The 24,497-nt window shown below is 41.0% G+C and carries 24 protein-coding genes, 1 rRNA gene and 3 pseudogenes; 14 read left to right on the top strand and 14 right to left on the bottom strand.

What is annotated here, in order from left to right; all coding sequences use genetic code 11:
- Window positions 1-158 precede the first annotated feature (158 nt).
- The 5 genes from NSTC731_RS19215 to NSTC731_RS19195 all read left to right on the top strand — a co-directional run bounded on the left by NSTC731_RS19215 (window position 159) and on the right by NSTC731_RS19195 (window position 4,148).
- Window positions 159-1,508 carry a PAS domain-containing sensor histidine kinase gene (locus tag NSTC731_RS19215; RefSeq protein WP_445626336.1) on the top strand — a complete coding sequence of 450 codons (1,350 nt, stop codon included), beginning with the start codon at window positions 159-161 and terminating at the stop codon, window positions 1,506-1,508.
- Between the two features lie 294 nt (window positions 1,509-1,802).
- Entirely contained in the window at window positions 1,803-2,240 is a 438-nt protein-coding gene (locus NSTC731_RS19210) for an RrF2 family transcriptional regulator (RefSeq protein WP_445626335.1), read from the top strand.
- Between the two features lie 119 nt (window positions 2,241-2,359).
- Window positions 2,360-2,752, top strand: coding sequence for a pentapeptide repeat-containing protein (locus NSTC731_RS19205; protein ID WP_289795697.1), 393 nt, complete (start codon window positions 2,360-2,362; stop codon window positions 2,750-2,752).
- A 97-nt stretch (window positions 2,753-2,849) separates the two neighbouring features.
- Window positions 2,850-3,338, top strand: a complete 489-nt coding sequence (locus tag NSTC731_RS19200) for a DUF2243 domain-containing protein (RefSeq protein WP_445626334.1) — start codon at window positions 2,850-2,852, stop codon at window positions 3,336-3,338.
- Between the two features lie 204 nt (window positions 3,339-3,542).
- Window positions 3,543-4,148, top strand: coding sequence for a DUF4129 domain-containing protein (locus NSTC731_RS19195; protein ID WP_445626333.1), 606 nt, complete (start codon window positions 3,543-3,545; stop codon window positions 4,146-4,148).
- A 47-nt stretch (window positions 4,149-4,195) separates the two neighbouring features.
- Here the strand turns inward: NSTC731_RS19195 and NSTC731_RS19190 are convergent, their stop codons facing one another.
- Both NSTC731_RS19190 and NSTC731_RS19185 read right to left on the bottom strand, forming a co-directional pair.
- Window positions 4,196-5,476 (bottom strand): aspartate aminotransferase family protein, encoded by a 1,281-nt coding sequence (locus NSTC731_RS19190; protein ID WP_445626332.1) that lies wholly within the window; start codon window positions 5,474-5,476, stop codon window positions 4,196-4,198.
- Window positions 5,477-5,671: 195 nt separating this feature from the next.
- Window positions 5,672-6,070: a hypothetical protein gene (locus NSTC731_RS19185; protein ID WP_445626331.1), complete on the bottom strand. Its 399-nt coding sequence runs from the start codon at window positions 6,068-6,070 to the stop codon at window positions 5,672-5,674.
- A 125-nt stretch (window positions 6,071-6,195) separates the two neighbouring features.
- Between NSTC731_RS19185 and NSTC731_RS19180 the strand changes: the two genes are divergently transcribed.
- Both NSTC731_RS19180 and NSTC731_RS19175 read left to right on the top strand, forming a co-directional pair.
- A complete protein-coding gene (locus NSTC731_RS19180; protein ID WP_229458098.1) occupies window positions 6,196-6,378 on the top strand; it encodes a hypothetical protein in 183 nt (60 codons plus the stop codon).
- A 132-nt stretch (window positions 6,379-6,510) separates the two neighbouring features.
- A complete protein-coding gene (locus NSTC731_RS19175) occupies window positions 6,511-7,527 on the top strand; it encodes a potassium channel family protein (RefSeq protein ID WP_445626330.1) in 1,017 nt (338 codons plus the stop codon).
- Window positions 7,528-7,864: 337 nt separating this feature from the next.
- On the opposite strand, the gene NSTC731_RS19170 is transcribed toward NSTC731_RS19175, so the two are convergent.
- The 3 genes from NSTC731_RS19170 to lysA all read right to left on the bottom strand — a co-directional run bounded on the left by NSTC731_RS19170 (window position 7,865) and on the right by lysA (window position 11,103).
- A complete protein-coding gene (locus NSTC731_RS19170) occupies window positions 7,865-8,614 on the bottom strand; it encodes an isoprenyl transferase (RefSeq protein ID WP_445626329.1) in 750 nt (249 codons plus the stop codon).
- Window positions 8,611-9,534, bottom strand: a complete 924-nt coding sequence (gene cdaA / locus NSTC731_RS19165) for a diadenylate cyclase CdaA (protein ID WP_322695362.1) — start codon at window positions 9,532-9,534, stop codon at window positions 8,611-8,613. Before cdaA ends, NSTC731_RS19170 begins: the two co-directional genes overlap by 4 nt.
- Before the next feature lie 171 nt (window positions 9,535-9,705).
- Window positions 9,706-11,103, bottom strand: coding sequence for a diaminopimelate decarboxylase (gene lysA, locus NSTC731_RS19160; protein WP_445626328.1), 1,398 nt, complete (start codon window positions 11,101-11,103; stop codon window positions 9,706-9,708).
- A 92-nt stretch (window positions 11,104-11,195) separates the two neighbouring features.
- Here lysA and rimI point away from each other — a divergent pair, with 92 nt between their 5' ends.
- The 5 genes from rimI (at window position 11,196) to NSTC731_RS19135 (ending at window position 16,059) form a co-directional block, all read left to right on the top strand.
- The gene (gene rimI / locus NSTC731_RS19155) at window positions 11,196-11,747 is read left to right on the top strand and encodes a ribosomal protein S18-alanine N-acetyltransferase (RefSeq protein ID WP_445626327.1); all 552 of its coding nucleotides are present in this window, start codon (window positions 11,196-11,198) and stop codon (window positions 11,745-11,747) included.
- A 590-nt stretch (window positions 11,748-12,337) separates the two neighbouring features.
- Window positions 12,338-14,806, top strand: a complete 2,469-nt coding sequence (locus tag NSTC731_RS19150; protein WP_322695365.1) for an ATP-dependent Clp protease ATP-binding subunit — start codon at window positions 12,338-12,340, stop codon at window positions 14,804-14,806.
- 196 nt (window positions 14,807-15,002) lie between these two features.
- Window positions 15,003-15,569 carry an SMI1/KNR4 family protein gene (locus tag NSTC731_RS19145; protein WP_445632126.1) on the top strand — a complete coding sequence of 189 codons (567 nt, stop codon included), beginning with the start codon at window positions 15,003-15,005 and terminating at the stop codon, window positions 15,567-15,569.
- Between the two features lie 46 nt (window positions 15,570-15,615).
- Entirely contained in the window at window positions 15,616-15,858 is a 243-nt protein-coding gene (locus NSTC731_RS19140; protein ID WP_445626326.1) for a DUF1902 domain-containing protein, read from the top strand.
- A 3-nt stretch (window positions 15,859-15,861) separates the two neighbouring features.
- Entirely contained in the window at window positions 15,862-16,059 is a 198-nt protein-coding gene (locus NSTC731_RS19135) for a type II toxin-antitoxin system HicA family toxin (protein WP_445626325.1), read from the top strand.
- A gap of 810 nt (window positions 16,060-16,869) precedes the next feature.
- On the opposite strand, the gene NSTC731_RS19130 is transcribed toward NSTC731_RS19135, so the two are convergent.
- Window positions 16,870-17,436 (bottom strand): hypothetical protein, encoded by a 567-nt coding sequence (locus NSTC731_RS19130; protein WP_445626324.1) that lies wholly within the window; start codon window positions 17,434-17,436, stop codon window positions 16,870-16,872.
- Between the two features lie 175 nt (window positions 17,437-17,611).
- On the opposite strand from NSTC731_RS19130, the gene NSTC731_RS19125 reads away from it, so the two are divergent.
- Window positions 17,612-18,163 (top strand): Uma2 family endonuclease, encoded by a 552-nt coding sequence (locus NSTC731_RS19125; RefSeq protein ID WP_445626323.1) that lies wholly within the window; start codon window positions 17,612-17,614, stop codon window positions 18,161-18,163.
- Between the two features lie 212 nt (window positions 18,164-18,375).
- Here the strand turns inward: NSTC731_RS19125 and NSTC731_RS19120 are convergent, their stop codons facing one another.
- The 7 genes and pseudogenes from NSTC731_RS19120 to NSTC731_RS19090 form a co-directional block, all read right to left on the bottom strand.
- Window positions 18,376-19,122, bottom strand: coding sequence for a creatininase family protein (locus tag NSTC731_RS19120; protein WP_445626322.1), 747 nt, complete (start codon window positions 19,120-19,122; stop codon window positions 18,376-18,378).
- A 434-nt stretch (window positions 19,123-19,556) separates the two neighbouring features.
- Window positions 19,557-19,788: pseudogene (locus NSTC731_RS19115) on the bottom strand (cupin domain-containing protein).
- Window positions 19,789-19,809: 21 nt separating this feature from the next.
- On the bottom strand, window positions 19,810-20,169 hold the full coding sequence (locus NSTC731_RS19110; protein WP_445626321.1) for a Mo-dependent nitrogenase C-terminal domain-containing protein: 360 nt from the start codon (window positions 20,167-20,169) through the stop codon (window positions 19,810-19,812).
- Between the two features lie 683 nt (window positions 20,170-20,852).
- The gene (locus NSTC731_RS19105; protein WP_445626320.1) at window positions 20,853-22,310 is read right to left on the bottom strand and encodes a protein kinase domain-containing protein; all 1,458 of its coding nucleotides are present in this window, start codon (window positions 22,308-22,310) and stop codon (window positions 20,853-20,855) included.
- 48 nt (window positions 22,311-22,358) lie between these two features.
- Window positions 22,359-22,907 carry a GIY-YIG nuclease family protein gene (locus NSTC731_RS19100; protein WP_445626319.1) on the bottom strand — a complete coding sequence of 183 codons (549 nt, stop codon included), beginning with the start codon at window positions 22,905-22,907 and terminating at the stop codon, window positions 22,359-22,361.
- Window positions 22,908-22,979: 72 nt separating this feature from the next.
- Window positions 22,980-23,309, bottom strand: coding sequence for a hypothetical protein (locus NSTC731_RS19095; RefSeq protein ID WP_445626318.1), 330 nt, complete (start codon window positions 23,307-23,309; stop codon window positions 22,980-22,982).
- Between the two features lie 329 nt (window positions 23,310-23,638).
- A pseudogene (locus NSTC731_RS19090) lies at window positions 23,639-23,906 on the bottom strand (IS4 family transposase); the annotation flags it as partial.
- Between the two features lie 65 nt (window positions 23,907-23,971).
- Between NSTC731_RS19090 and NSTC731_RS19085 the strand changes: the two are divergent.
- Window positions 23,972-24,196, top strand: a pseudogene (locus NSTC731_RS19085) (IS701 family transposase); the annotation flags it as partial.
- Window positions 24,197-24,327: 131 nt separating this feature from the next.
- On the opposite strand, the gene rrf reads toward NSTC731_RS19085, so the two are convergent.
- Window positions 24,328-24,445: ribosomal RNA gene (gene rrf, locus NSTC731_RS19080) — 5S ribosomal RNA — on the bottom strand.
- Between the last annotated feature and the right edge of the window lie 52 nt (window positions 24,446-24,497).

The following is a 24,497-nucleotide window of genomic DNA, read 5'->3' as shown; positions in this document are numbered from 1 at the left end:
CTTCTAAATTCTGCTGTATTAAGTCATAATCAGCTCGAAGAACTAAAACTACCTAAAACTATACTGAAATTACTGATAACTACTAAACTCCAAAAGCTAATATCGTCTAAGTAGGGAATCTAAAACAAAACCCAACTTTAGAAATTAGGAGCAAGAGCGTGAATTTGGACGATTTAGCTTTGCAGATAGAGAACATGCGTAAGCGCGTCGCCCTCTTGCAACGCCAGAGCGAACAGCAAAAAGCACAAGCAGATATTGAACTAGTTACCGCAGTATTTAAAGAAGTTTACCTGGCTTTGGAAGAACTGCAACTAGTAAATGAAGATTTAAAGCAGCAGAATGAAGAATTATCTAAAACTCAACAGGCTTTGGTAGCAGAAAGTCAACGCTACCAAGAATTATTTGAGGAAGTACCAGACGCTTATTTTGTGACTGATACAAAAGGAATAATTCAGGAAGCTAACTCAGCCGCCACCGCTCTACTTAACATTTCTAAAAGTTCGTTGTTGGGCACATCCATAGGGATTTTTGTAGTTGAGAAAGAAATAATTGCTTTTCATTTAAAACTAAATCATCTGCGCGATCGCGCTCAATTCCCAGACTGGAAAATGCAAGAGTGGGAAGTAACCCTGCGACCGCGTGACAAAACACCTATTATGGCTGCGGTTAAGGTGGTTGCTATCCGTAATCAATCTGGTGAGTTAGTTAGTCTGCGCTGGTTATTGCACGACATTAGCGAAAGCAAGCGAACCCAAGCCAAGCTGCAATGGGCAGAAGAGGCGATGCGACAAGCACTTGCCAAAGAAAGGGAGTTTAGCGAACTTAAATCCCGCTTGCTCACCATCACTTCCCATGAGTTTCGCACCCCTTTGGCTACTATCCACTCTTCTGCGGAACTACTAGAACATTATCGCCACCTTTGGAGCGAACAGCGACAACAGACCCACCTGCGTCGCATTCAAAAATCAGTTATGCATATAACCCACTTATTAAATGATGTATTGGTGGTGAGTCAGGATGAAACAGGCAAGTTAGAGTTTAATCCAACACCGATAAATTTAGTGGAATTTTGCCGCGATTTATTAGAAGAATTACAACAGAGCGATCGCTCCCAACATGCGATCGTTTTTAGCAGTGAGTGCCAATGCACAGAAGCTAACTTAGACGCGAAACTACTGCGCCAAATCTTGAGTAATTTATTCTCGAATTGTCTAAAATACTCTCCCATTGGTAGTACAGTTAGGTTTTCTGTAACCACTGCCAACGAGCAAGCTATATTTCAGGCTCAAGACTCTGGTATTGGCATTCCCACTGCTGACATTGAACACATCTTTGAACCCTTCCATCGCGCTAGTAATACAGCCAATATCCCAGGAATGGGATTAGGGATGTCCATTGTCAAGCAGGCTGTAGATTTACACGGCGGCGAGATTACAGTTGAAAGTGCGATCGATGCGGGAACTACCTTTACAGTCATTCTGCCATTTTCAAGAAATTTCCATGTATAGCTAATTAATAGACTTTTTGCAAAAGTCGGGGTAAAGGTGAAGGGGAAAAGGGTAAAGAAACTCAAAATCCTTTCCCTTTACCCTAAGAGTGCAAAAATATATTTTTGCAAAAAGTCTAATCACTTTTATTTATCGAATTTAAAAACAAAAGTAATTGCTTGTATGCTAGAAGGTCTTTAAAGTGGAGTAAGCCGGTCAACAATAGGTTGATTGTAAAGTTTTTCTTCGCAGTAGCTTAGGGAAACAAACTCAAAGACTTTGTATCTTTAAATATGAGCTTAAAATATTACGCCTGTGGTAATCTCTAACAAATCAGAATACGCACTTCTAGCCCTGTTAGAGTTAGCAACCTGCTACCCTAAGGGTGAAGCCCTACAAATTCGAGAGATAGCGGCATTGCAAGACATCCCGAACCGCTATTTGGAACAACTCCTGGCAACGTTAAGACGTGGAGGTTTAATTAAGAGTATACGCGGAGCCAAAGGTGGCTATGTTCTGGCACGAGATCCCGGAAAGATTACAGTGTTGGATGCTTTTAGTTGTATGGAAGGGTCAGATATTGTTGTATCTCCCTGTGAACCGACTCCCAACACGGTAGAAGGTGAGCTAATTCAGGAAGTTTGGCAAGAAGCACGTCAGGCTGCTAACTCTGTTTTGGAAAAATATACACTCCAAGACCTTTGTGACCGAAGATCGAGCCGACAACAGAAGGAACTAATGTATTACATTTAGGAAGTATAATTACTAATTCGTAATTCGGAATACTCGCCTTCATGCCAGAAGCAAGCTACGTAATTCGTAATTAAAAAGGGAAGATGAAAGTAAGAACGAGCAATCTGTGACGCTGTTATATGCCTGAAGTCAATTTTCAACAGCCGATAAATAGTGCTGCTACTCTTGTGGAGAGTTATGCAGCAGGAAAACGGAACTTTAGTAAAGCAGAACTGGGTAATGCTGATTTGCAAGGCATTAACTTGAAAGGATCTGACCTGAGTTATGCTGACTTGAGTGAAGCTAACCTTAGTAGCGCTAATTTGAGGGGAACTGATTTGAGCTTTGCCGATCTTAGTCAAGCTAATCTGAAGGATGCCGATCTTAGGGGAGCATTATTGATGTCAGCAAATCTCCGCCAAGCCGCTCTTAAAGGAGCGAACCTGGAAAAAGCAGATTGCGATCGCAACACCCATTTTCCCCAAGATTTCGACCCGGTGAAAGCGGGTATGCAGATTAAATTTGAAGATTGATTAATTTAAGTTAAGCGATCGCACTTGCCTCAAGATAGAAGATATTTCTCTCACAAGAGTTGTATTTTGGTAAAAAAGCCTATCTATGAGGTTGACAATGGAGGCGAAAAGTGAAATCCTCAACCGACGCGCACCACTAATCACTGCTGGAATTTTTCTTGGTGTGGGTCTTGGAGGGTTTATTGATGGAATTTTACTGCATCAAATCCTCCAGTGGCATCATATGCTGAGTAACATTAGACCTCTGACAAACAGGGCGAATATAGATTTGAACATGGTGTGGGATGGATTATTTCATACCTTAGATTGGGTATTCACCGCAGCTGGACTTGTGTTACTATGGCGTGCTGGAAGACGTGATGATGTTCCTTGGTCATCACAGACCTTTATTGGATCGATACTGATTGGTGGTGGATTGTTCGACTTGGTTGAAGGTTTAATTGACCACCAAATTCTCGGTGTCCATCATGTTAAACCAGGCCCAAATGAGTTAGCTTGGGATCTAGGATTTCTGGCATTCGGTGCGCTACTTGTTCTTATCGGCTGGCTAATGATAAAAAAAGAGTCAAGAGTTATTAGTCATTAGTCATTGGGCGTTAGGAGTGCTGTTAGCGATAGCTCGGCGTTTAGCCCGTGCTGAGTTAGGAGTTAAGAGTTAAAAGTAGAGACGCGATTAATCGCGTCTCTACAAGAGTTAGGAGTTTTGCTTATCTCCTTGTCCCCTTGTCTCCTAACTCCCTCACTCCCTCACTCCCTCACTCCCCCGCTCCCCTGCTCCCCACTCTCCTCTATGACAGATACTTTTGAAAAAACTAGCTGGAGTTGGCATTTGTCTCAATTCCAACAACAAGCGGGTGAATGGTGGGAATACCAGTTTTACCGCTTTGAACGGGCTTTACCAGAATTGCCTACTGGATGGTCAATTAGTCCTTGGCTTGGTGAATTGCTGAAATTCTTGTTTTGGCTGGTACTGGGATTATTTGTAGCGTGGGTGGGTTGGCGATTATGGCGAGAATTCAGTCCTTATATATATTCTTGGCTAAATAGAAGTGGCAATCTCACTGATTTTCGTGTCAAAACTCGCTCCAATGAGTCATCCATAGCCCTTTTGTTGGAGCGATCGCAAGAATTTTACCGTCAAGGTAACTACCGTGAGGCTTGCCGTTGTGTTTATTTAGCGATGTTGCAGCAGTTGGATAAAAATGCGATCGCACCCCACAAACTCAGCCGTACTGATGGAGAATATTTGCAATTGCTGCGATCGTCTGTGACTCCCATACAGCCTTATGAAACTTTAATTACTACTCACGAGCAATTATGTTTTAATAATGCTGAGATTTTGCCAGACAATTATCAGCAGTGTCGGCAAGCTTATCGAGAAATTTCCCCGGAATGAAAAAGAGACGTTGCATTGCAACGTCTCTACACAAAACAAACAATATTCTATTTGGCGAGAATTGCGATCGCCTTGTCCACAGCTTGCAAGGCAGCATTGACTTCTGCCTCTGTAACAATTAACGGTGGCACAAACCGGACTACTTTTGGCCCGGCTGGTACTAACAATACACCTTCCTTGATAGCAGCATTGACGACATCGGCTGCGGTTATCTCGATGTCGGCTCGTAACTCCAAACCGTTGATTAAGCCCCAACCCCGAACTTCGCCAATGTACTGAGGATATTTCGCGGCGATCGCCTTCAATCCAGATCGCAACTGTTCGCCCCTGTCTTGCACATTCTGCAAAATATTTTCCCGTTCCAATGTCTGGCAAACACTGAGTGCTACACCACACACAAAAGGATTTCCGCCAAAGGTGCTAGCGTGTTCCCCTGGTTGAAAAACATCGCAAAATTTCTTGCTCATCATTGCACCGATGGGGACACCTCCACCTAAGCCTTTGGCACTGGTGAAAATATCCGGTTCAACGCCGAGATGTTCGTAAGCCCATAATTTGCCACTACGCCCCATACCAACTTGCACTTCGTCGAAAATCAACAAAACGCCAGTTTCATCGCAAATTTGCCGGAGCTTTTTGAAATAGGCAACGTCTCCTGGACGTACACCGCCTTCTCCCTGCAATGGCTCAATCAGAATTGCTGCTACCCGATAATCGCCTTCATCCAACTCGCTAATCGCTACTTCCACAGCGTTAATATCGTTGTAATTTACATAGTGGAACCCAGGAACCAAAGGATCAAAATACTTTTGATACTTCGGTTGGGCAGTGGCGGTAATGGTTGCCAAAGTCCGCCCGTGGAAACTGGCATTGGCGGTTAAAATAATCGGTTTTTCAATGTCTAATACTGTGTGGGCGTATTTCCGCGCCAGTTTAATTGCGGCTTCGTTAGCTTCAGCACCAGAGTTGCAGAAAAATACGCGATCGGCACAGGAACGATCGACAAGCCATTTTGCCAATTCACCTTGCTCAGGAATGTAATACAAATTAGAGACATGGTGCAGCTTTTGGATTTGGCGTGTTACCGCTTCTACCATCGCTGGGTGGGCATGTCCTAAAGTACAAGTAGCAATTCCCGCTACAAAGTCCAGATATTCCTGCCCCTGCGTATCCCAAACCCGGCATCCAGCACCCCGTTCTAGGGCTAAGGGAAACCGAGCGTAGGTAGACATGACAGCTTCATTAAAGCTATCTGTATCAAAGGGACTAGATGCTACAGACCCTGATGGGGGGATGGTGGCTTGGTCAACGAGAGTTTGTAGGCTCACTACCGCTCCTCCTGAAAGTTTTTCATTATATAGTTATTTACTAGTTTCCTAGAAATCCCTAAAAAATACTTTTTATTTAGCACAACTCGTACTTCTTCTTAAGCTAACGCTTATGTAACCTCAAAGGCCTGGTGGTGATGAAAAAAACTTTGTACTCAACACTTGAGCAAGTTAAAGCCACAGCTCCCCGACTTTTTAAAGAAGTCGGGGATCTTCTCTATCGCGATTGACTGAGTAGCCCAACAACCATTTCTGCATCTTAGCTTTGTGCATCAGCAGGTTCTCTTGGTCAAACCTATCGGGGTAAGCCATTCTCCTACCTTCCAAGGTTATTTTGATGAGTGCTGCTTGCTCATCTGTGGGTGAATTCATTTCATCTATCACCCCTTTAAAAAATTGAATGGCGCTAAGTCCAGGAGATTTTAATCCCCTTCCTTCTCTTAGCTGCCCAAGTGCTAGCTGAGGGAATGCCATCAGAGAAGTAAGGTAGCTGACTTTGTATGCCGCACTCCCTGTAGGTTTAACACCGTATCGACGGCATAAGTCACGTAATTCTGGGATGGTTTTGATTTCTAACTCGGAACGCGTGAACATAAAATAGAGTTACCTCTTGTAAAAGTGGTATCGGTAGGTAACAACTTTTCCAGGGATGATACCTACCGATTTAACCTTTATTTCCTTGTATACATCAAATCAAGCCTTATTTATATCTCTCAACAATGCCTAACCCCAAGGGTAACCCTCAAAATTTTGAATCCTCTCAACCAAGTAGAGAGTTAACCGATAATCTCAGTTTCCGGGTTACTAAGGAAATGAAGGAAGAGGTGAAAGCACAAGAAGACCCTCCAGAATTCTGTAGACGCGCTATCCAAGAAGCACTAGATAAGAAAAAAGGTAAGTAGTTCTGAGTTATTGGACTATTAGTATAGATAACTTTAAAGTTAGTAGAAAACTAGAAAAAGTAGGCTAAAAGTACTATTTTTACGTCATTCTCAACACTTGAGCAAAAATATCAACGTATCCAAAAAGAGTTGATGGCTGGGGCGATCGCTCTTGGTGGTGTTTTCTTGATTGGCACTTTGTGGTACTGGTTAGTGGAGGGCTGGTCATGGGAAGATGCAGCTTACATGACAGTTATCACCTTAGCCACTGTGGGATACGGAGAGACGCACCCACTCGGTAGTCGAGGACGATTATTTACAATTGCCCTGATTTTGTTGGGTGTAGTCAATATCGGTTACATTGTCAACAGATTTACAGAAGCGATTATTCAAGGGTACTTTCAAGAAGGAATTCGGTTACAGCAACAGAGGCGGTTAATGGAATCCTTAACAGAACACTACATCATTTGTGGATTTAGTCGGACTGGTCGGCAAATTGCCAAGGAATTTCGGACAGAAGGTGTAGCTTTTGTAGTAATTGATTCGGAGACGGAATCAATCCAAAGGGCGCAAGCTGAAGGTTATACAGCATACCAAGGTGACGCTACCCTAGATGACACACTCCTAAAAGTTGGTATTGAACGGGCGATGTGTATTGTTGCAGCCCTTCCCTCTGATGCTGAAAATTTATACATTGTGTTATCAGCAAAAACGCTGAATTCAGGAATTCGGGTGATCGCACGGGCAAGTACAGAAGAAGCTTTGCAGAAGTTACGACGCGGTGGTGCAGATGAAGTGATATCCCCCTATATTACTGGTGGGAAGCGCATGGCTGCTGCGGCTCTCAGACCCCAGGTATTGGACTTTGTAGATGGGATTTTGACTGGTGCAGACCGCCAGTTGTATATGGAAGAATTTTTACTCGACCCCGCTTTCTGTCCCGTTGTGGGTCAAAGTTTGCAAAAGGCGAGATTGCGATCGCAATCTGGGGCATTGGTTCTGGCAATTCACCGCATTGATGGAACTTTAATCGGTGGCCCCACTGGCGATACGATTTTAATGCCGGGAGATCGGCTAATTGGTATGGGTACAGCAGAGCAGTTGCGCAACCTAAATCAAATTCTCGGCCCAATGAATTCTAAGAAACTGCGACGACCGAAAAATATTTGATTTTATTTAATTACTTTTTTATACTAATTAGGTATTGTTTGTATAAGTAATATCAAGCGTGAAAAATGATTGCGACAGATGGAAGACTGAAACATTTATCCAATGGATGTTTCACAATCTAAAATCGTTCGACTGAGCTTGTCCTGAGCGTAGCCGTTGGCGCAGCCTCTCGTAGAGAAGGGCGCAGCCGAAGTCTAAAATCAAAAATGGTATAAGTTGGCACAATAAAAACAAACATATGAAGAAAGATAAACTAGACTAAAACCCTTTTTCCTCCTGCCTGATGCCAACGACAAATTTTTCCGCCGACCTAGTTAGTCTAATTACGTAAACAGATTTAGACTTTCCCAAATCGCCGCTCCCGTTGCTGGTAGGCACACAAGGCACGATGAAATTCGGCACGATCAAAATCGGGCCAGAGAGCATCAGTAATATAAATTTCTCCATAAGCCATTTGCCAGAGAAGAAAATTTGAGAGGCGGATTTCTCCACTGGTGCGAATTAACAAATCTGGGTCAGTAATTCCTGCTGTGTATAAGTGGCTCTCAAACACCTGTTCATTAATTTCATCGGGTTGTAGCATACCTTGCTGGACAAGTTTAGCGATCGCCTGACAAGCTTGTAAAATTTCTTGCCGTCCGCCATAATTAGTTGCTACTGAAAATCGGATACCACGATTGTTTTTGGTTTCTTCCATTGAACGGGAAATTTCTTGTTGGAGCGATCGCGGTAGGTCTTGCAAATTCCCTACAAATTTAATTTGAACATTTTCTTCGACCATTTCCCGCAGTTCTTGACGCAAAACTCTTTGAAACAGAGTCATCAAAAAATCTACTTCTTCCTGCGGTCTTTTCCAGTTTTCTGTTGAAAAAGCATAAGCTGTCAACGCCTGAATTCCCCAATCCTGACAACAGCGAAGTAAATCCTTGAGAGCATCTACTCCTCGCTTATGACCCATAATTCGGGGTAGACCCTGACGTTTAGCCCATCGACCATTACCATCCATAATCACCGCAACGTGCTGCGGCAATAATTCTCGTTTTAAATCAGTAGGTAAATCTTGTAGTTTAGTTTGTTGTAGTGTCATTTTTTATCTCGAGAAGCGGTCGATGGTAATCTGAGTAAACGTGAAACTAGTGCTAGTGTCTTCCCACCTATCCGACGAACAAAACTCAACAGACCAGGAGCAACTGCTTCCCTATCCACGGTTGGGGACAAAACAGCCTCTAATGACTCTTTTAGTTTCCTAATCGTCAGCGGTCTATTTAGGGTTCCCCGTTCCGCTAAGGAAATAGAACCCGTTTCTTCAGAGACAACAACACAAATGCAATTTTCGACCCGCTCAGTAATTCCCATTGCTGCTCGGTGGCGTGTTCCCAGCTGGCGCGAGGCTGTGCGTCCCGAAAGTGGTAAAATTATACCTGATGACACGATCCGTGAGCCACGAATCAATGTCGCTCCATCGTGTAACAAAGTTTTCGGCTGAAAAATTGTCTGGATTAGTTCTTTAGAAACTTCCGCATTTAGCTTTACTCCTGGCACAGAAAAATCTCGCTCATCAATTGGCCCTGTGGTTTCCACAATTAGTAAAGCTCCAATGCGGTTTTTTGACAATTCTTTAACAGCCTCAACAATTTCATCAATTACGCTATCAGATTTGGGGATTGCCAGACGGTCAGGTTGAAACAGCTGGCGGAATTCGCCACGCCCCAATTGCTCTAAAAACCGCCGAAACTCTGACTGTAGAGCAACTGCCATCGCCACAGCACAACCAATCACCAACTTTTCTAGTACAAAACTTAGCAGAGGTAGTCCGAATCTGCCACTTAGTGCTGAGGCTAGCATTAAGATAATGAATCCCCGCACCATCCATAGTGTCCGGCGCTCACTAATAATAACTAGTATCATGTACGTCAGCGCCAGCACTAACACAATATCCAGAGTCCCAAGTAGCAAGGACTGTGACCACCCCAGGTTTGTCAGCCATTGCTTCCACCAATCTCTCATGACATCTGGATTAAACTTTTGCCTCTAATTTACAGTTGGTCATTTGTCATTTGTCCTCTCTTACAAAGTTCTGATCGCCGGAAGCCGGCGCTCAGACTTTGCGCTTTGTCATTTGTCCTTTGTCATTTGCAAATGACCAATGACTAATGACTAATGACCAAGGACAAATGACTATTTCTTTAGTCTTTCTGGTAGGCGATCTTGTCGAATTAAATCTTCATAAGTTTCACGTTGCAAAATTAAATTTGCTTCGCCATTCGCCACTACGACTGCTGCCGGTCGAGGCAAGCGGTTGTAGTTAGATGCCATACTGTAATTGTACGCACCAGTTCCCATAACTACGAGAATATCTCCTGGTTCAGTCTTTGGGAGGAAAGCATTTTTAATCAGAATATCTCCTGATTCACAATGTTTACCAGCAATTGTGACTGTTTGGGTTAAAGGTGAAGACATTTTATTGGCAACTACTGCCCGATAAACTGATTGGTAAGTAATCGGTCGGGGATTATCAGACATTCCCCCATCGATCGCTACATAGGTACGAATTTCTGGGATAACTTTGGATGAACCAATAGTATAAGCAGTGACGCAAGCTGTAGCAATTAGCGATCGCCCCGGCTCGCTAAGTAATTTCGGCAAAGGCAGATTTTCGGCAGCACAAGCTGCTTGAATTACTTCACAAATCGCCTTTACCCACTCTTCTATGCTAGGGGGATCGTCTGATTCTATATACTTAATCCCTAAACCGCCACCAACATTTAACTCTGTAATATTTAAACCAAACTTAGCAGCATCCCGCAGCCATTGCACCATAACGGCGGCCAAATCTTGATGCGGTTGGCGCTCAAAAATTTGGGAACCAATATGAGCGTGTACTCCTACACAATTAAGGGCAGGTTGTTGACTGACAAAGGTAAAAACTTCATCTAAATCATTGGGATCAAAGCCGAATTTGCTATCTAAGTGTCCCGTGCGAATATATTCGTGAGTGTGGCACTCAATACCGGGAGTTAACCGTAGCATGATGCGGATTGATTGACTGGGTTGGGCGATTTCCACAAGGGTATGCAACTCATACCAGTTATCCGCCACAACGGTAACACCTGACTCGATCGCTAAAATTAATTCTTCACGAGATTTATTATTTCCGTGAAGATAAATTTTATCGGGACTAACACCCGCTTGCAAGGCGGTGTAAAGTTCGCCTCCAGAAACTACATCGATACCCAGTCCTTCAGAAGCTGCGATCGCACAAACTGCTAAACAATTCCAAGCTTTTGAGGCGTACAATACTTGGGATTCACCCTTGTAGTATTGCTTGAAAGCATCTCGGTATTGCTGACAAGCCGAACGCAGGGTTTCTTCATCTAAAATATATAAAGGTGAACCAAACTGCTCAACTAGGGTCGTGACATCACACCCACCAATTTCCAAGAGGTCATGATTATGAACTCTGGCAGTCAAGGGTAAAAGTTCTTGATTAGGCGATGGATTTGCCTTGGTGTCACGCCTTTGAGGTAAATATTGACTTCCAGAATGTTGAACCCCAGTGGGGTGAGTCGATACCATAACTATAAAAGTTTTCCTTGTTCAAATTACGGGCTTTGAGTTTGTCTCCCGATTCCCAGTGTACAAAGGGTTTGTAACGTTATTCAATAAATGTGATCTCATTAGACTTAGAAATTAAATTACTGACATTAGAAAATCTCAGTGCTATTCTGGAACTCGATCGAGCCTGTTTTGGCGGACTTTGGACTCTGGACGGCTACAAGCGAGAATTGGATAGTCCCAACAGCGATTTACTCGGTTTATTTTCCCCCTCTTCCAGCACAAGTTTGCTAGGAATGGGTTGCTTTTGGTCAATTTTAGATGAAGCCCACATTACAATTTTGGCGGTTCATCCTCAATATCACCGTCAAGGTTTGGGTGCGGCTTTATTATATTCACTTATTAAGACAGCTTGCGATCGCAAAATGGAGCGAGCTACCCTCGAAGTCCGAGCTTCCAACTTGGCGGCTATATCTTTATATCAAAAATTTGGCTTCAAAACAGCCGGACGGCGGCGAGGATACTACCAAGATAACGGTGAGGATGCCCTAATCCTTTGGCTCCCAGATTTACAACACTCCAAATTTAAAGCAACTTTAGACCAGTGGTATTCTATGGTTAGCGATCGCCTGGAAAAATCCTCTTGGCACTTACTTTTTAAGTAAGTATGTAGGCGAGAAAATTTATAACTATGCGATTGCGTACCGCAAAGGGTGGAACCCGTTGGCGCAACCTCTCGTAGAGAAGGGTACAAAGCCAAAACGAGTGAAGCAATCGTAAGGGTTTGGAAATTTTTACATTTTGTTATATGGTTAGGTTTATTTGTGCCTTACTGAGTTGGGCATGATTAATTTTGAATTATTGGGGCTTGCGATCGGCTTCAGCAAAAAAATGTAACTTTGCTGCATTTATTTTGATTTAAATATTTTATCTAAAAAATAAAATTTATAAGTAAATTATATATTAATATTTTTTACTTGATATTAAAAAATATATATGTTAAACATAAATGTTTGGGATTGAGTCAAGAAACCCTTAATCTAAGCAGTGAAGTGTTTGTAATAAATCCCAAAAAGGCTGGTGAACTAAAGCTCCTCAGTACACTAGCCATATAAGAGTAGTCAATAGTTAACAATTAGCCCATCAACTCAAGTCATAGCTTCAGGATGTCTATAATCTGTTATACAGGCATCCAAAAGCTTTGCCTGTGCTAAAATCAGCATACCGGCACGACCGCAGATGATGGGATAAAGCCATGTTTGAGCGCTTCACAGAAAAAGCCATTAAGGTAATCATGCTGGCCCAAGAAGAGGCCCGCCGTTTAGGTCACAACTTTGTCGGAACCGAGCAGATCCTCCTGGGTCTGATTGGCGAAGGCACTGGAGTGGCTGCTAAGGTGCTGAAATCAATGGGCGTCAATCTCAAAGATGCCCGAATTGAAGTTGAAAAAATTATAGGACGGGGATCGGGCTTTGTTGCCGTGGAAATTCCGTTTACGCCACGGGCGAAGCGAGTTTTAGAACTTTCCCTAGAAGAAGCACGCCAACTGGGGCATAACTACATTGGCACCGAGCATCTGCTGTTGGGCCTAATCCGCGAAGGGGAAGGCGTCGCAGCCAGGGTGCTAGAAAACCTTGGTGTGGATCTATCTAAGGTAAGAACCCAAGTCATCCGTATGTTGGGAGAAACTGCCGAAGTTTCACCAGGCGGTTCATCCGGGCGCACAAAAACCCCGACTCTGGATGAATTTGGCTCAAACCTGACTCAGATGGCAATAGACAATAAGCTCGATCCAGTGGTGGGACGCGCTAAAGAAATTGAGCGGGTGATTCAGATATTGGGTCGCCGGACTAAAAATAACCCAGTGCTGATTGGGGAACCAGGGGTTGGTAAAACTGCGATCGCTGAAGGTTTAGCTTCACGCATTGCCACCAAAGATGTCCCTGACATCCTGGAAGATAAACGCGTCGTCACCTTGGATATTGGTTTGCTCGTAGCAGGAACCAAGTACCGGGGTGAATTTGAAGAACGCTTGAAAAAAATCATGGATGAAATCCGCTCGGCGGGTAATGTCATTCTCGTGATTGATGAGGTACACACCTTAATTGGTGCGGGTGCAGCAGAAGGTGCGATTGACGCAGCAAATATCCTCAAGCCAGCTTTGGCTAGAGGTGAGTTGCAGTGCATCGGCGCTACAACCTTGGATGAATACCGGAAGCACATCGAGCGAGATGCAGCGCTAGAGCGACGTTTCCAGCCAGTAATGGTTGGCGAACCTACAGTTGATGAAACAATTGAAATTTTATATGGTTTGCGCGAACGCTACGAGCAACACCACAAACTGAAAATCTCCGACGAAGCCTTGGTAGCGGCGGCGAAATTATCAGACCGTTACATTAGCGATCGCTACCTTCCAGATAAAGCCATCGACTTAGTTGATGAAGCTGGTTCTAGGGTGCGCTTGATTAACTCTCAATTGCCACCCGCAGCCAAAGAGTTAGACAAAGAACTGCGTCAGATATTAAAAGAAAAAGATGACGCAGTGCGCTCTCAAGACTTTGACAAAGCTGGAGAATTGCGCGATCGCGAAATGGAAATCAAAGCCGAAATCCGGGCGATCGCTCAAAGCAAGACCAATGCAACTGGCTCTGAACATGAAGAACCCGTAGTTACAGAAGAAGACATTGCCCACATTGTCGCTTCTTGGACTGGGGTACCGGTGAACAAACTCACCGAATCTGAATCTGAAAAGCTGCTGCATATGGAAGACACCTTGCATCAGCGTTTAATTGGTCAAGACGAAGCTGTGAAAGCAGTTTCACGAGCAATTCGTCGCGCTCGTGTTGGTTTGAAGAATCCCAACCGACCCATAGCTAGCTTTGTATTCTCCGGGCCTACTGGTGTAGGTAAAACCGAGTTGGCCAAGTCCTTAGCTGCTTACTTCTTCGGTTCCGAAGAAGCGATGATCCGCTTAGATATGTCGGAATACATGGAGCGTCACACCGTCAGCAAGCTGATTGGTTCGCCTCCAGGTTATGTTGGTTATAACGAAGGTGGTCAGCTGACCGAAGCCGTGCGGCGGCGTCCTTACACCGTGGTGTTGTTCGACGAAATCGAAAAAGCCCACCCGGATGTATTCAATATGCTGCTGCAAATTTTGGAAGATGGTCGGTTAACTGATGCTAAAGGTCGCACGGTGGACTTCAAGAACACCTTGCTGATTTTAACTTCCAATATTGGTTCTAAGGTAATTGAAAAAGGTGGTAGCGGTATCGGCTTTGAATTTGCTGAAGATGTCACCGAGTCAGCTTACAACCGGATTCGCTCTTTGGTGAACGAAGAACTGAAGCAGTACTTCCGTCCAGAGTTCCTCAACCGACTCGATGAAATTATCGTCTTCCGTCAGTTGAGCAAGCCAGAAGTGACCCAAATCGCCGAAATTATGCTCAAGGAAGTATTTGGTCGTCTAACGGAAAAGGGTATCACTTTAGAAGTTAGCGATCGCTTCAAGGATCGGTTGATCCAAGAAGGTTACAGTCCCAGCTACGGCGCAAGGCCATTACGTCGGGCAATTATGCGCCTGTTAGAAGATAGCCTAGCAGAAGAAATTCTGTCTGGTCGTATCAAGGATGGCGATACAGCCCTTGTTGATGTGGATGAAAATGGCGTTGTCCAAGTTAGTTCTCAACAGCGTCGGGAATTGTTACCCCAAGGTGTTGAGTAAGATTTAAAATTTGGGATTTTAGTCTCGAATCAAAAATTAGAAAACGGTAAAGGGTTGAATTCCTTTACCGTTTTTTATTATTAATAAAATTTCATACTGATAAGAATAACTACAATTCAATTCCTTGTTAAGGATATATCACATGAATAAAATTGACATAGGTAAATGGAAATTACTCCTTACTCAAGTATAAGTTATTTCAAATAATACTACTGAACTTTCAACTTTAAATGAAATAACTCTCAAAAACTTTGAATCTCAAGCTGGCTTTGCTCTTCCACAAGAATACAAAAATTTTTGTCAAGTTTTTGGTTCTGGAGAATTTGGGTTCAATCAGTTTTTTATTGAAGTTCCAAATTGTGAAGATATAGAAGGTGGATTAACCTCAAATGAAATTATTCTTGAATCTTGCAAAGATAGCTTTTCTTGGTCATTGAAAGTTCAAGAATTGCTTGATAACGCTTATTTATTTGGTGGAGGAAATAATTTTCTTTCTTTCATTTTTGACTTAAGAACTTACAGCGAACAAGATGAAAGATATGATATTTATGCACTACAATTTTATTCTGGATTTATTAGTTATCTTGGTAGAGACTTTTTCAAATTTATTTGCGATTTCTGCATTGGAGAACAGGCTAAAGAAGTTCCAGGCTTGCTAGTGCAAGTACCGCCAATGCTTGATAAAGATGACCCTCTTTATGAACCTCGTTCTCGAAGTAAAACTTTTATATCATATAATAGATTTGAGGAAGATATTAGATAGTTTTAATTAGGGCAAAACCGTTGCAAATTCAACAAAAAGCTTGATAATGACACAAATCACGTTCAAAGTCCAAGCATTTTGGGATAAAGATGCTGAGGTTTGGGTTGCAAATAGTTCAGATGTACCAGGATTAGTAACAGAAGCTTCTAGTATAGAAATTCTCACGCAAAAGCTTCGAGTCATGATTCCAGAACTTATTGTTCTGAATGGAATAATACCCTCTGATTATATAGGCTCAATTACTTTTGAGTTAATCAGCCATCGACAAGAGTTAATTCAGGTGGCTTAATAAATGGGTGCGTCTTTTACTCCTGAATTGAAAAAGATTCTTACTGAAGCTGGTTGTTACTTTGAACGACAAGGCAAGGGAGATCATGAAATTTGGTATAGTCCAATTTCAGACCATCGGTTTGTAGTGGATAATTCTATCAAGTCGCGTCATACTGCTAACGCTGTTTTGAAACAAGCAGGACTGCTTAAAGCATTTTAACAAAAACAGAGGTTTTTATTTTCTCAGCAGAGGTTGTTTAAAACTTTGCTATATTCAAATGTTGGTTGACAAGCTGAAGAATCCACGACTTTATTATCAAGTTATAAAATTTCAATATTTAATGACATTGGGGTTTTCTGAAAAAAATACCTTAATTCATTACGTAAAAATAGAAAATTTCTGTTACTTTACTTTTTTCAACACTAAAACTTAAACTTTCAGGACTGGGTTCTTCAACTATATAATTTAAATTTGTAACTTTACCAGCTTGAGTAATTTCAATTTTGCCATAGGTTTTAATCACTTTTGATTGTGTATCACCTACTTTTACTTTATCTATGGTGGAATATTTACAAGCAGTTGTTTTGATTTGGTAAACACTAAATTTCCCTGATTGAGCATCTTCAGCTAAATCAACTGTAATACCTGTGTATTTAATAGTACGAATTTTACCAATAGCACGTACAAAGTCATTTTGTACTTTTACAGGTTTACCTAAAATTTTTTCGGAATCAGACCTAAAGTGCTTTTAAAATGAAAAAATATGAAGAATTATTGGGAGGAATCAATCGTCATGAGTTTGATTGTTGCGAAGTGGACGATTGAAGAATATCACCAGATGATTGAGGCTGGCATTTTGAGCGATCGCCTTTTATAGGTAATTAGTGCAAATACGCATCAGCGAACCAAGTTTAGAAATTGGTCAATCTACTACGTTGCTCAAATACAGGGGTAAGATAACTCTATAAAATAAATAGAAGCCGTTACTATTGACCTGGATATTGCAAAGCATTCTCTTGTAAAAATTGCTTAATTCATCACGTAAAAACAGAAAATTTCTGTTATTTTGCCTTTTTCAACAGTAAAATTTAAACCTCCAGGGCTGGGTTTTTCAACTATATAATTTAAATTAGTAACTTTACCATTTTGGGAAATTTCAGTTTTTCCATAGGTTCTAATCACTTTTGATTGTTTGTCACCTACTTTTACTCCATCTATGGTGGAATATTTAGAACGAGTTGCTTTGATTTGATAAACGGTAAAATTACCTGGTTTAGCACCTTCATCTAAATCAACTGTGATGCCTGCATATTTCAGAGTACGAACTTTACCAATAGCAGCTATAAAGCCATTTTCTACTTTTACAGGTTTACCTAAAATTTTTCTGACTTGTGCTTCGGACATAGAAAGTTTTATGCCACCTATTCCTAGACGTTCAATAGTTATTCCTGTTGATTGATTATTAAGATTCTGAGAAATTTGATAATTAGTGGTGGTAGCAGTTACTTGACTATGGGTGTAGCTAGTCAAGGGAATAACAAAAGTAGCGATGCCTACGGCGGACTGCGCCAACACTAACGAAATTTCTCTTAACATAATTGCATACTCAACTATTTTATAGTTACCAAGCTGTTACCTCAGCCTGTGTATCAGTATTATCACATGCTTTCTGGCATATCTTTCTCTTTAATCAATCGACTTATTCTGAATTACACCTGAAGTGCCTTTAAAATGGGAGAATATTAAGAATTATTGGGAGGAATCAATCGTCATGAGTGTGATAGTTGCTAAGTGGACGATTGACGAATATCACCGCATGATTGACGCTGGCATTTTGAGCGATCGCAAAGTTGAACTACTCAATGGAGAAATTATCGAAATGTCCCCGGAAGGGGAACTTCACGCTTATAGTAGTGGCGAAGCTGGTGACTATTTAGCAAAGTTATTAGCTGGACGCGCTAAAATTCGTTATGCTAAACCAATTACTCTACCCAACAACTCGGAACCCGAACCAGATATTGCTATTGTCCAACCTTTAGGACGCGAGTATCGACAGCATCATCCCTATGCAGAAAATATTTTCTGGTTGATTGAGTACGCTAACTCTAGTTTAGAAAAGGATTTAGAGGAAAAAAGCAAAATATATGCAGAAGCAGGTATCTTAGAATATTGGGTTGTCAATCTAAAAAAGTTACACTTGGTGGTGTATCGAGAAATCTTAGATGGAGAGTACGCGGCAAAACTGACATTGACCGGAGGAATAATTCAACCGCTTGCATTCCCAGATGTTTCTGTTGCAGTGGAACAAATTATTAACAGCTAAGATAATTTACAGCTTTTTTTATCTTTTTGAATCACAAGTAGTATATAAAGACACAAAATTGGACTGAGCTTTATCTTGCTAGGTTAACGCATCTCTACAAAGATTCTGGATAACGCATATTTAATTTAACCAGATATTTAATAACCTTTCTCAAGATATTTGATGCAGAGACACGATTTTACTCGCATCTCTACAATGTCTTTTCATAAGTTTTATTCTGCGTTCACAAATTCCAAATATCCATTGCTAAGTTCTTTAACTGCCAAATCATAAAATTGCTTACCATGTTCTGGCGTTGCTAAAGCCGGATTTGATCCCATACGTCCATCTGGATAACGCACTCGAAAGTCAGCAGCGCTATAAATCCGATGTCCGCTTGCAACTTCTGGTGAAAGGGGTGCTTGCTTAATCGCCTCTGGATAAACGTACTGGGTGAGGGCTACTTCACTTGGCGTTGCATGAGAACCTTCTCGATCCCCATATAATTCTTTAGCTAGCTTATATACAGAACCGCACATAAACCAGTTTGCCACTTGACATTGCACCTGTTGAGCATTGGCAATCTGCAAATCTTCTAAATGAGCATAAGTTTCGGAGAAAGCAGCTTTCAGGGTAGCAATATTACCGCCATGTCCGTTAATAAAGTAGAATTTGCTAAAACCAGCTTTGGCTAAACAAGTTACATAATCTCGCACTACTTGAATTAAAGTGCTGGGACGCAGACTGATTGTGCCAGGAAAAGCAGTATGGTGTAGTGCCATCCCCACGTTGATTGTAGGGCCAACGATCGCTTGGGTTGCATCACCCACACCACGAGCGATCGCTTCTGCACAAATAGCATCTGTACCAATTAACCCCGTTGGTCCGTGTTGTTCTGTGGAACCAATAGGGAAAATAATCCCCTTTGAATGCTGTAAATAAGCTTCAACTTCTTGCCAAGTACTTAAATGCAGTAACATTTAATGATTTTTCCTCAATAAAATTGCGGTGGGATCAAACCTTTTGCTGCTAAATAGCATCTTCTGTAACTCAACTCCCACTAACACGATTATGAACTCTCTAGATTTTATCTGCTGGCGATCGCACAAAATCCCCGACAACTTTTGCGAAATCGGGGATCTTTGTTTACTGCCAAATTTGGAGAGAATTAGACGATCTATTTCTACGAATATTGTTTAGATAATGGAGTCGCAACGAGTTTTGACAGAGATTGATATAAACAATTTGCCGATTCTGCCATTTTATCCTACGATACTCGTCGGTAAGTTTCCATAATAGAAATCAAAATTGATTTATGAAATTTTGCTTTTCTGGATAATCAAGAAAAAAGTCGCTCAATTTTGATTTTTTACTACTCGAAGTAATAATGCTTTTTTACGTTCCTTGTAATTTCCTATGTACAGTACATACCAGCAGGAAAAATCACTAAATCGCCTTTACCCATTTGCACTGGTTCTCCGCCATCAGGAGTAACAACTACGTCACCTTCCAAAAAATAGCAAGTTTCTTGAGAATCATAAGTCCAAGGGAATTTGGAAACTTCTTTTTTCCAAATTTCCCATTTAAATACACCTAATTTATTGAGATATTCAAGTCTTAAGTTGCTGCTCAATTTTAATTTCCATATTGGTTATTTCTCGTTATATTCAGCAGTAAGATTGAATATCCTCTCCACACTGATCTACTAAATAACACAAAGCGCGAAAACGCAAGTAGACAAGTTCGTTATAAAGCGGATTCAGTTTGCACATTGGCGGAATGTGTCCTATTTTGCGACCAAAAAGCATGACATCACGCTCGAATGGACACTGGGCGGGAATTAGTTTAGCAATAAATTTAGCTAATTTCTGATTCTGAATCTCAATTTTGTCAAGCCATTGACGTAATGGTTGCAGTAAATCTAATTTTGGTTGAGCAAATTGCTTTTTACTAACTGTTTGATTCTTTTCTTCTAAAGGTTTAATAAAAGCAGACAGAAAAATACGTTGATTCTGTGTTTTAAGCATAGTTTTAGGCAAGGTTAATCGTTGTGAATATGAACTATTTGCCGATTGACAATATCACCATGTAATATGTTTAGTCAATTTGCACTGTGCTTGTAGATTAAGAAGCAAAGTAAGCATAATGCAAACAATTTACATGCATCTTTGGGAAGAGAAATGGTTTAGCTAATTGTTATTTAAGCCCACCAAATCATGAAGAACTGTCCCGTTAAATACAAAATAACAAAGAAAATATAAAAATGGCATTTCTTTAACTTATGGATTTCTAATCTTAAAAATAGCAATTTTATATATTAAATATAAATGCCTGGTTCGGAAACTGACTAGTATCTAAAGATGTAGTTTATGGCACACAAACACAGCTTTGTTCTGACCCCACATACATTTCGCTAGGATTAGCCCCTAATATCTTTCGATTTTAGGGTATTGAATATCCTTCATTTTGTCTGATATGCTACACCAGCTAACCTAAATATTATCTAATAAGTAATGATAAATCGATTGATAAGCCAAAATTAATGCAATTATTTATACAAATCTAAAGAGCATTTGTACTGAAGAATTCTCCAGTTTTTATAATCCACTTTGTCTAACTACTCACAGTGAATTTAGCCGTTAGCACAGCCTTGGTAGAAAAGTATTGGTTATTCTCCTCAGTCCTCACTCCCTGATGATGAAAAACTTAATTATTTAAAATGTCTTAACCCAGTATTAACCTGATATTTACTGATATATTCTACATTCTGTTGCTCTAATTTTGTGAGCGATTTAACTGGAAATGTCTTTGGTGAATATATAGGACGATACCAAAGTTGGTTATTAAAGTAATTTTGCAATTCAATATTATCAAAACGGCGACCATGACTGGCAAAAATCGAATTTCGCATAATATCGAGTTCAAAACCGCTTTTACCATCCAAATCTGCATCAGTTACAAGTCTTTGAGAAAGCCAGAAATAATTGTTGCTCGTGCTATCAACAGGTGGTATTGATGTAGTTGAGGAAGATGATTGAGTTGGAACAGATGGGGTCGTTGGTGTCAATGTGGGAGTTTCTATCACTGGACTTGTAACATTTGACGGTGTTTCTGAAGGTAATACCGTTTTGTCTGCTGTAGGTTGAGAAGATTTGGATAACACTTGACTAATAATCACAGATGCACCAATTAACCCACCTACAATCAAACTGCCCATGAGAATATTATTCTGACTATGACTACTTTGAGGGCTAGGCTGTGGTTTGACAGGTGCTGTCTGAGGTGGCGGTGCAGAGACTATAGTTGGTTGAGTCAACAGGGGTTGTGTCGGTGGAATTGGATTTGCTATGCTCTGCAAAGAATCCAGCATTGCTCTAGCTGTGGGATAGCGATCGCGTGGATGATAAGCGATCGCCCGATCGATTACTCTTGCCATAATTGGGCTAACATGACTGGCATATTGCCGCCAGACAATTTCACCCGTTTGAGAATCGGTTTCTAGTTGTTGCGCCTGTTTACCAGTCAGCAAATAAATTACCGTCATTCCTAAACTGTATAAATCACTAGAATAAACTGGTCTACCTGCGGCTTGTTCGCTCGGCATATAGCCAGGTGTACCAATCACAATGGAACTAGTAGGATTACCTTGAGAATTTACTACTGTTCCCATTGACTCCCGCACAGCACCAAAATCAATCAGCACTGGTTTAGCATCCCGATGACGCACAATAATGTTATCTGGCTTAATATCGCGGTGAACGATATGCTTAGAGTGAACATAATCCAGGACAGGTAATAAATTCATAAACAATTCCTGGACACCGCCTTCACTAAATAGCCCCTGCTTCTGGACTTTTGCGGTTAAGGTATCCCCTTCAACCCATTCTTGAACTAAGTAAAATTGTCCACCAGAAGAGAAGTAAGCATATAATGCCGGAATTTGGTCATTTGTGCCACCGAGTTCTTCTAAAATAGCTGCTTCGCGTTGAAACCTCTCTTGTACTAACTGGTAAATTTGGGGATTGTTGTGAATCGGTCTTAGCTGTTTAACCACACAATGGCGCTTTGAAGGCATATAGGTGTCTTCAGCTAGATAGGTTTCACCAAACCCACCAGCACCCAGTGTGCGGATAACTTGATAGCGATCGTTTAGCAGCTGTATTGTCATGGGAGATTACAAGCGATATTCATAAGATAGTTTTCCCCAAAACTACCTTCATTTCAAATCTAGTAAACCTTCTTCTTTCAATTTAGGATTGAAGCGAATTTGCATTTGCAAACCGCGCACTTCTAACAATTGCGTTGAAATTTCTGCTTCTACTCTGCGTGCCACATTTTTAAGAACTTTTATTTGTGCTAATTCATCATTAGCTGGATTTTCATATTTTGCCTGTTCTTCAACTGTCATTGCAACTTTGACATCAATGGGATGAGTCCATTTTTCCTTTTGATCCCCATTACCCCAAGGCACACTGCCATTTTCAGCAATCCAAGCATTTTCAGTATTTTCTAAAATTGTGCGACTAGGGCGTTCAATAGTTTGAACTTTGACCCAATAGCATTGCTGTGGCTGACGAACTAAATGCTGTTTGAGGCTGAGGTAAACATCACGAGAGTATCCTACAAATTGCAGCACTTTTTCTTGGTCAAAGATCGCATATACACCGATTTTACCCTGAAATTGTTCGGGTAATTGGCCGCGATCGTCTATATAAGGTATATATTCCAGAGTTGCCAAAGAAGAAAGATTTGTTTCAGAAGCCATACATCAAATATCAAACTTATTATTTGCCTTCAGGATTGAAAATTGCGAATTAGAAAAAAATTATCTTTAAAATTATTCATTACTTAATTTTTGGTAAATTGCACAAAGGCGGCTGGGTTTAAAAATTTTAGCACTGAACATGAAATTTGGTGGCACATTAATGATGACATACTCATCAGATTCATGATATTTTTCAAATTCTGCTGGCATTCCTTTAGTAGTAGTTAAGCTATAAGGAACTGGTTGGAAAAGTAATTTTGTAAAATTAAGTTGCTCACACTCCAACTGTTGGCAAATTTGATTCAAGAAAGCAACGCTTGTCAATAAATTGAATAGAGTTTCTTGAGCTTGTGCTTCAAGAGTAAAACTTCCATCAAAGTTCTGAACAATTTTAAGGGCCATTTTCTGTATTAATAACTAGTTATTAACGACTAAGTGATGATAGAGGATAAGCAACATGTTACACATCATCCAAATGTGATGTGCAACGAAGCCTACCTTCTTGTGCAGATAAACTTGGTTAAAAATAACCACTTTAAGATCAGCCTATTGGATTATGGGACTTCTGTCAGCTACACGATAAAGCTAGCATCGTTAAGAATCATGAAGTTTAGCAATCTAGTCAAGTCTTGGGAAAATACCTCATTTCAATCAACCTATATATCATTGGTCACAAGTTAAGGTTGTGAGCAAGTTGTCAAGGGGATTTTAGAAGGTGCTTGAAAGAAAAATTATTTGGTTCCTCGTTGTTTCTCAGGGAAAGGTGCAACAATCAGCTTCATGTTTGGTTTTCGTTGTCGTTTAACAATGCAAGTCCTGATTTTCAAGAGCAGTAAAATACTTGATAGGGTCAGATGCTAGACCTTTTTGATGAGCAACGTAAAAATGATAAAGACCACGATAAATCATTTCTAAAGAAATCTGGTCAAAGGGTAAGGAAAGTTCATCAGCTACAGCATCACCTAAATCTAGCAATACAGCATAAAATAAGCATCTACCCCCTCTCTTTGTAGTAGTGATAACACGCATTTATATGATGGAAGAAAAAGTACGCCATTTTAAAAGTGCGCCATTTTATTTTGGTTTTCCTGTGCCTATACTTTATTCTTTGGCATTAGATGACAGGAGGCTTGAGACGGAGGTGGGCAAACAAACCTTTGAACACCTTTACTGAAGCAATGGATGGCTTTAGAACGGCTATGTCTTATCAATTCTTCGATTGGTTGACCCTTACTTAACCGTGAGTGTTTACTGCTTATAAAGCTAATTTGGGCTTTATTTGGGCTTAATTTTTGTCTAAGTCCCACTAACTATCCCTTCATTTGCTATAAATAGTGGCACAGTTAAAACTTTAGGATTTTGATGAGCAACAAAAAGCCCCACGCCAGATGAGTGTGGGGCTTGATGTGAGAAAAATTAAACCTGGCATCGAGCTATTTTTGCGTAGGGCGACCCCTAAACTATCGTTGCCGCAGCAGCGTTTCACCTCTGAGTTCGGGAAGGGTTCAGTGTGGTTCCACCGCGCAATAGACACCAGGAAAACTTTGAGGGCAAGGGGGAAAGGGGAAGGGAAAAAAGGAAAAAACTTAC

It is taken from the genome of Nostoc sp. DSM 114167, assembly GCF_052692655.1.
This window is presented reverse-complemented; position numbering and strand designations above follow the sequence as displayed.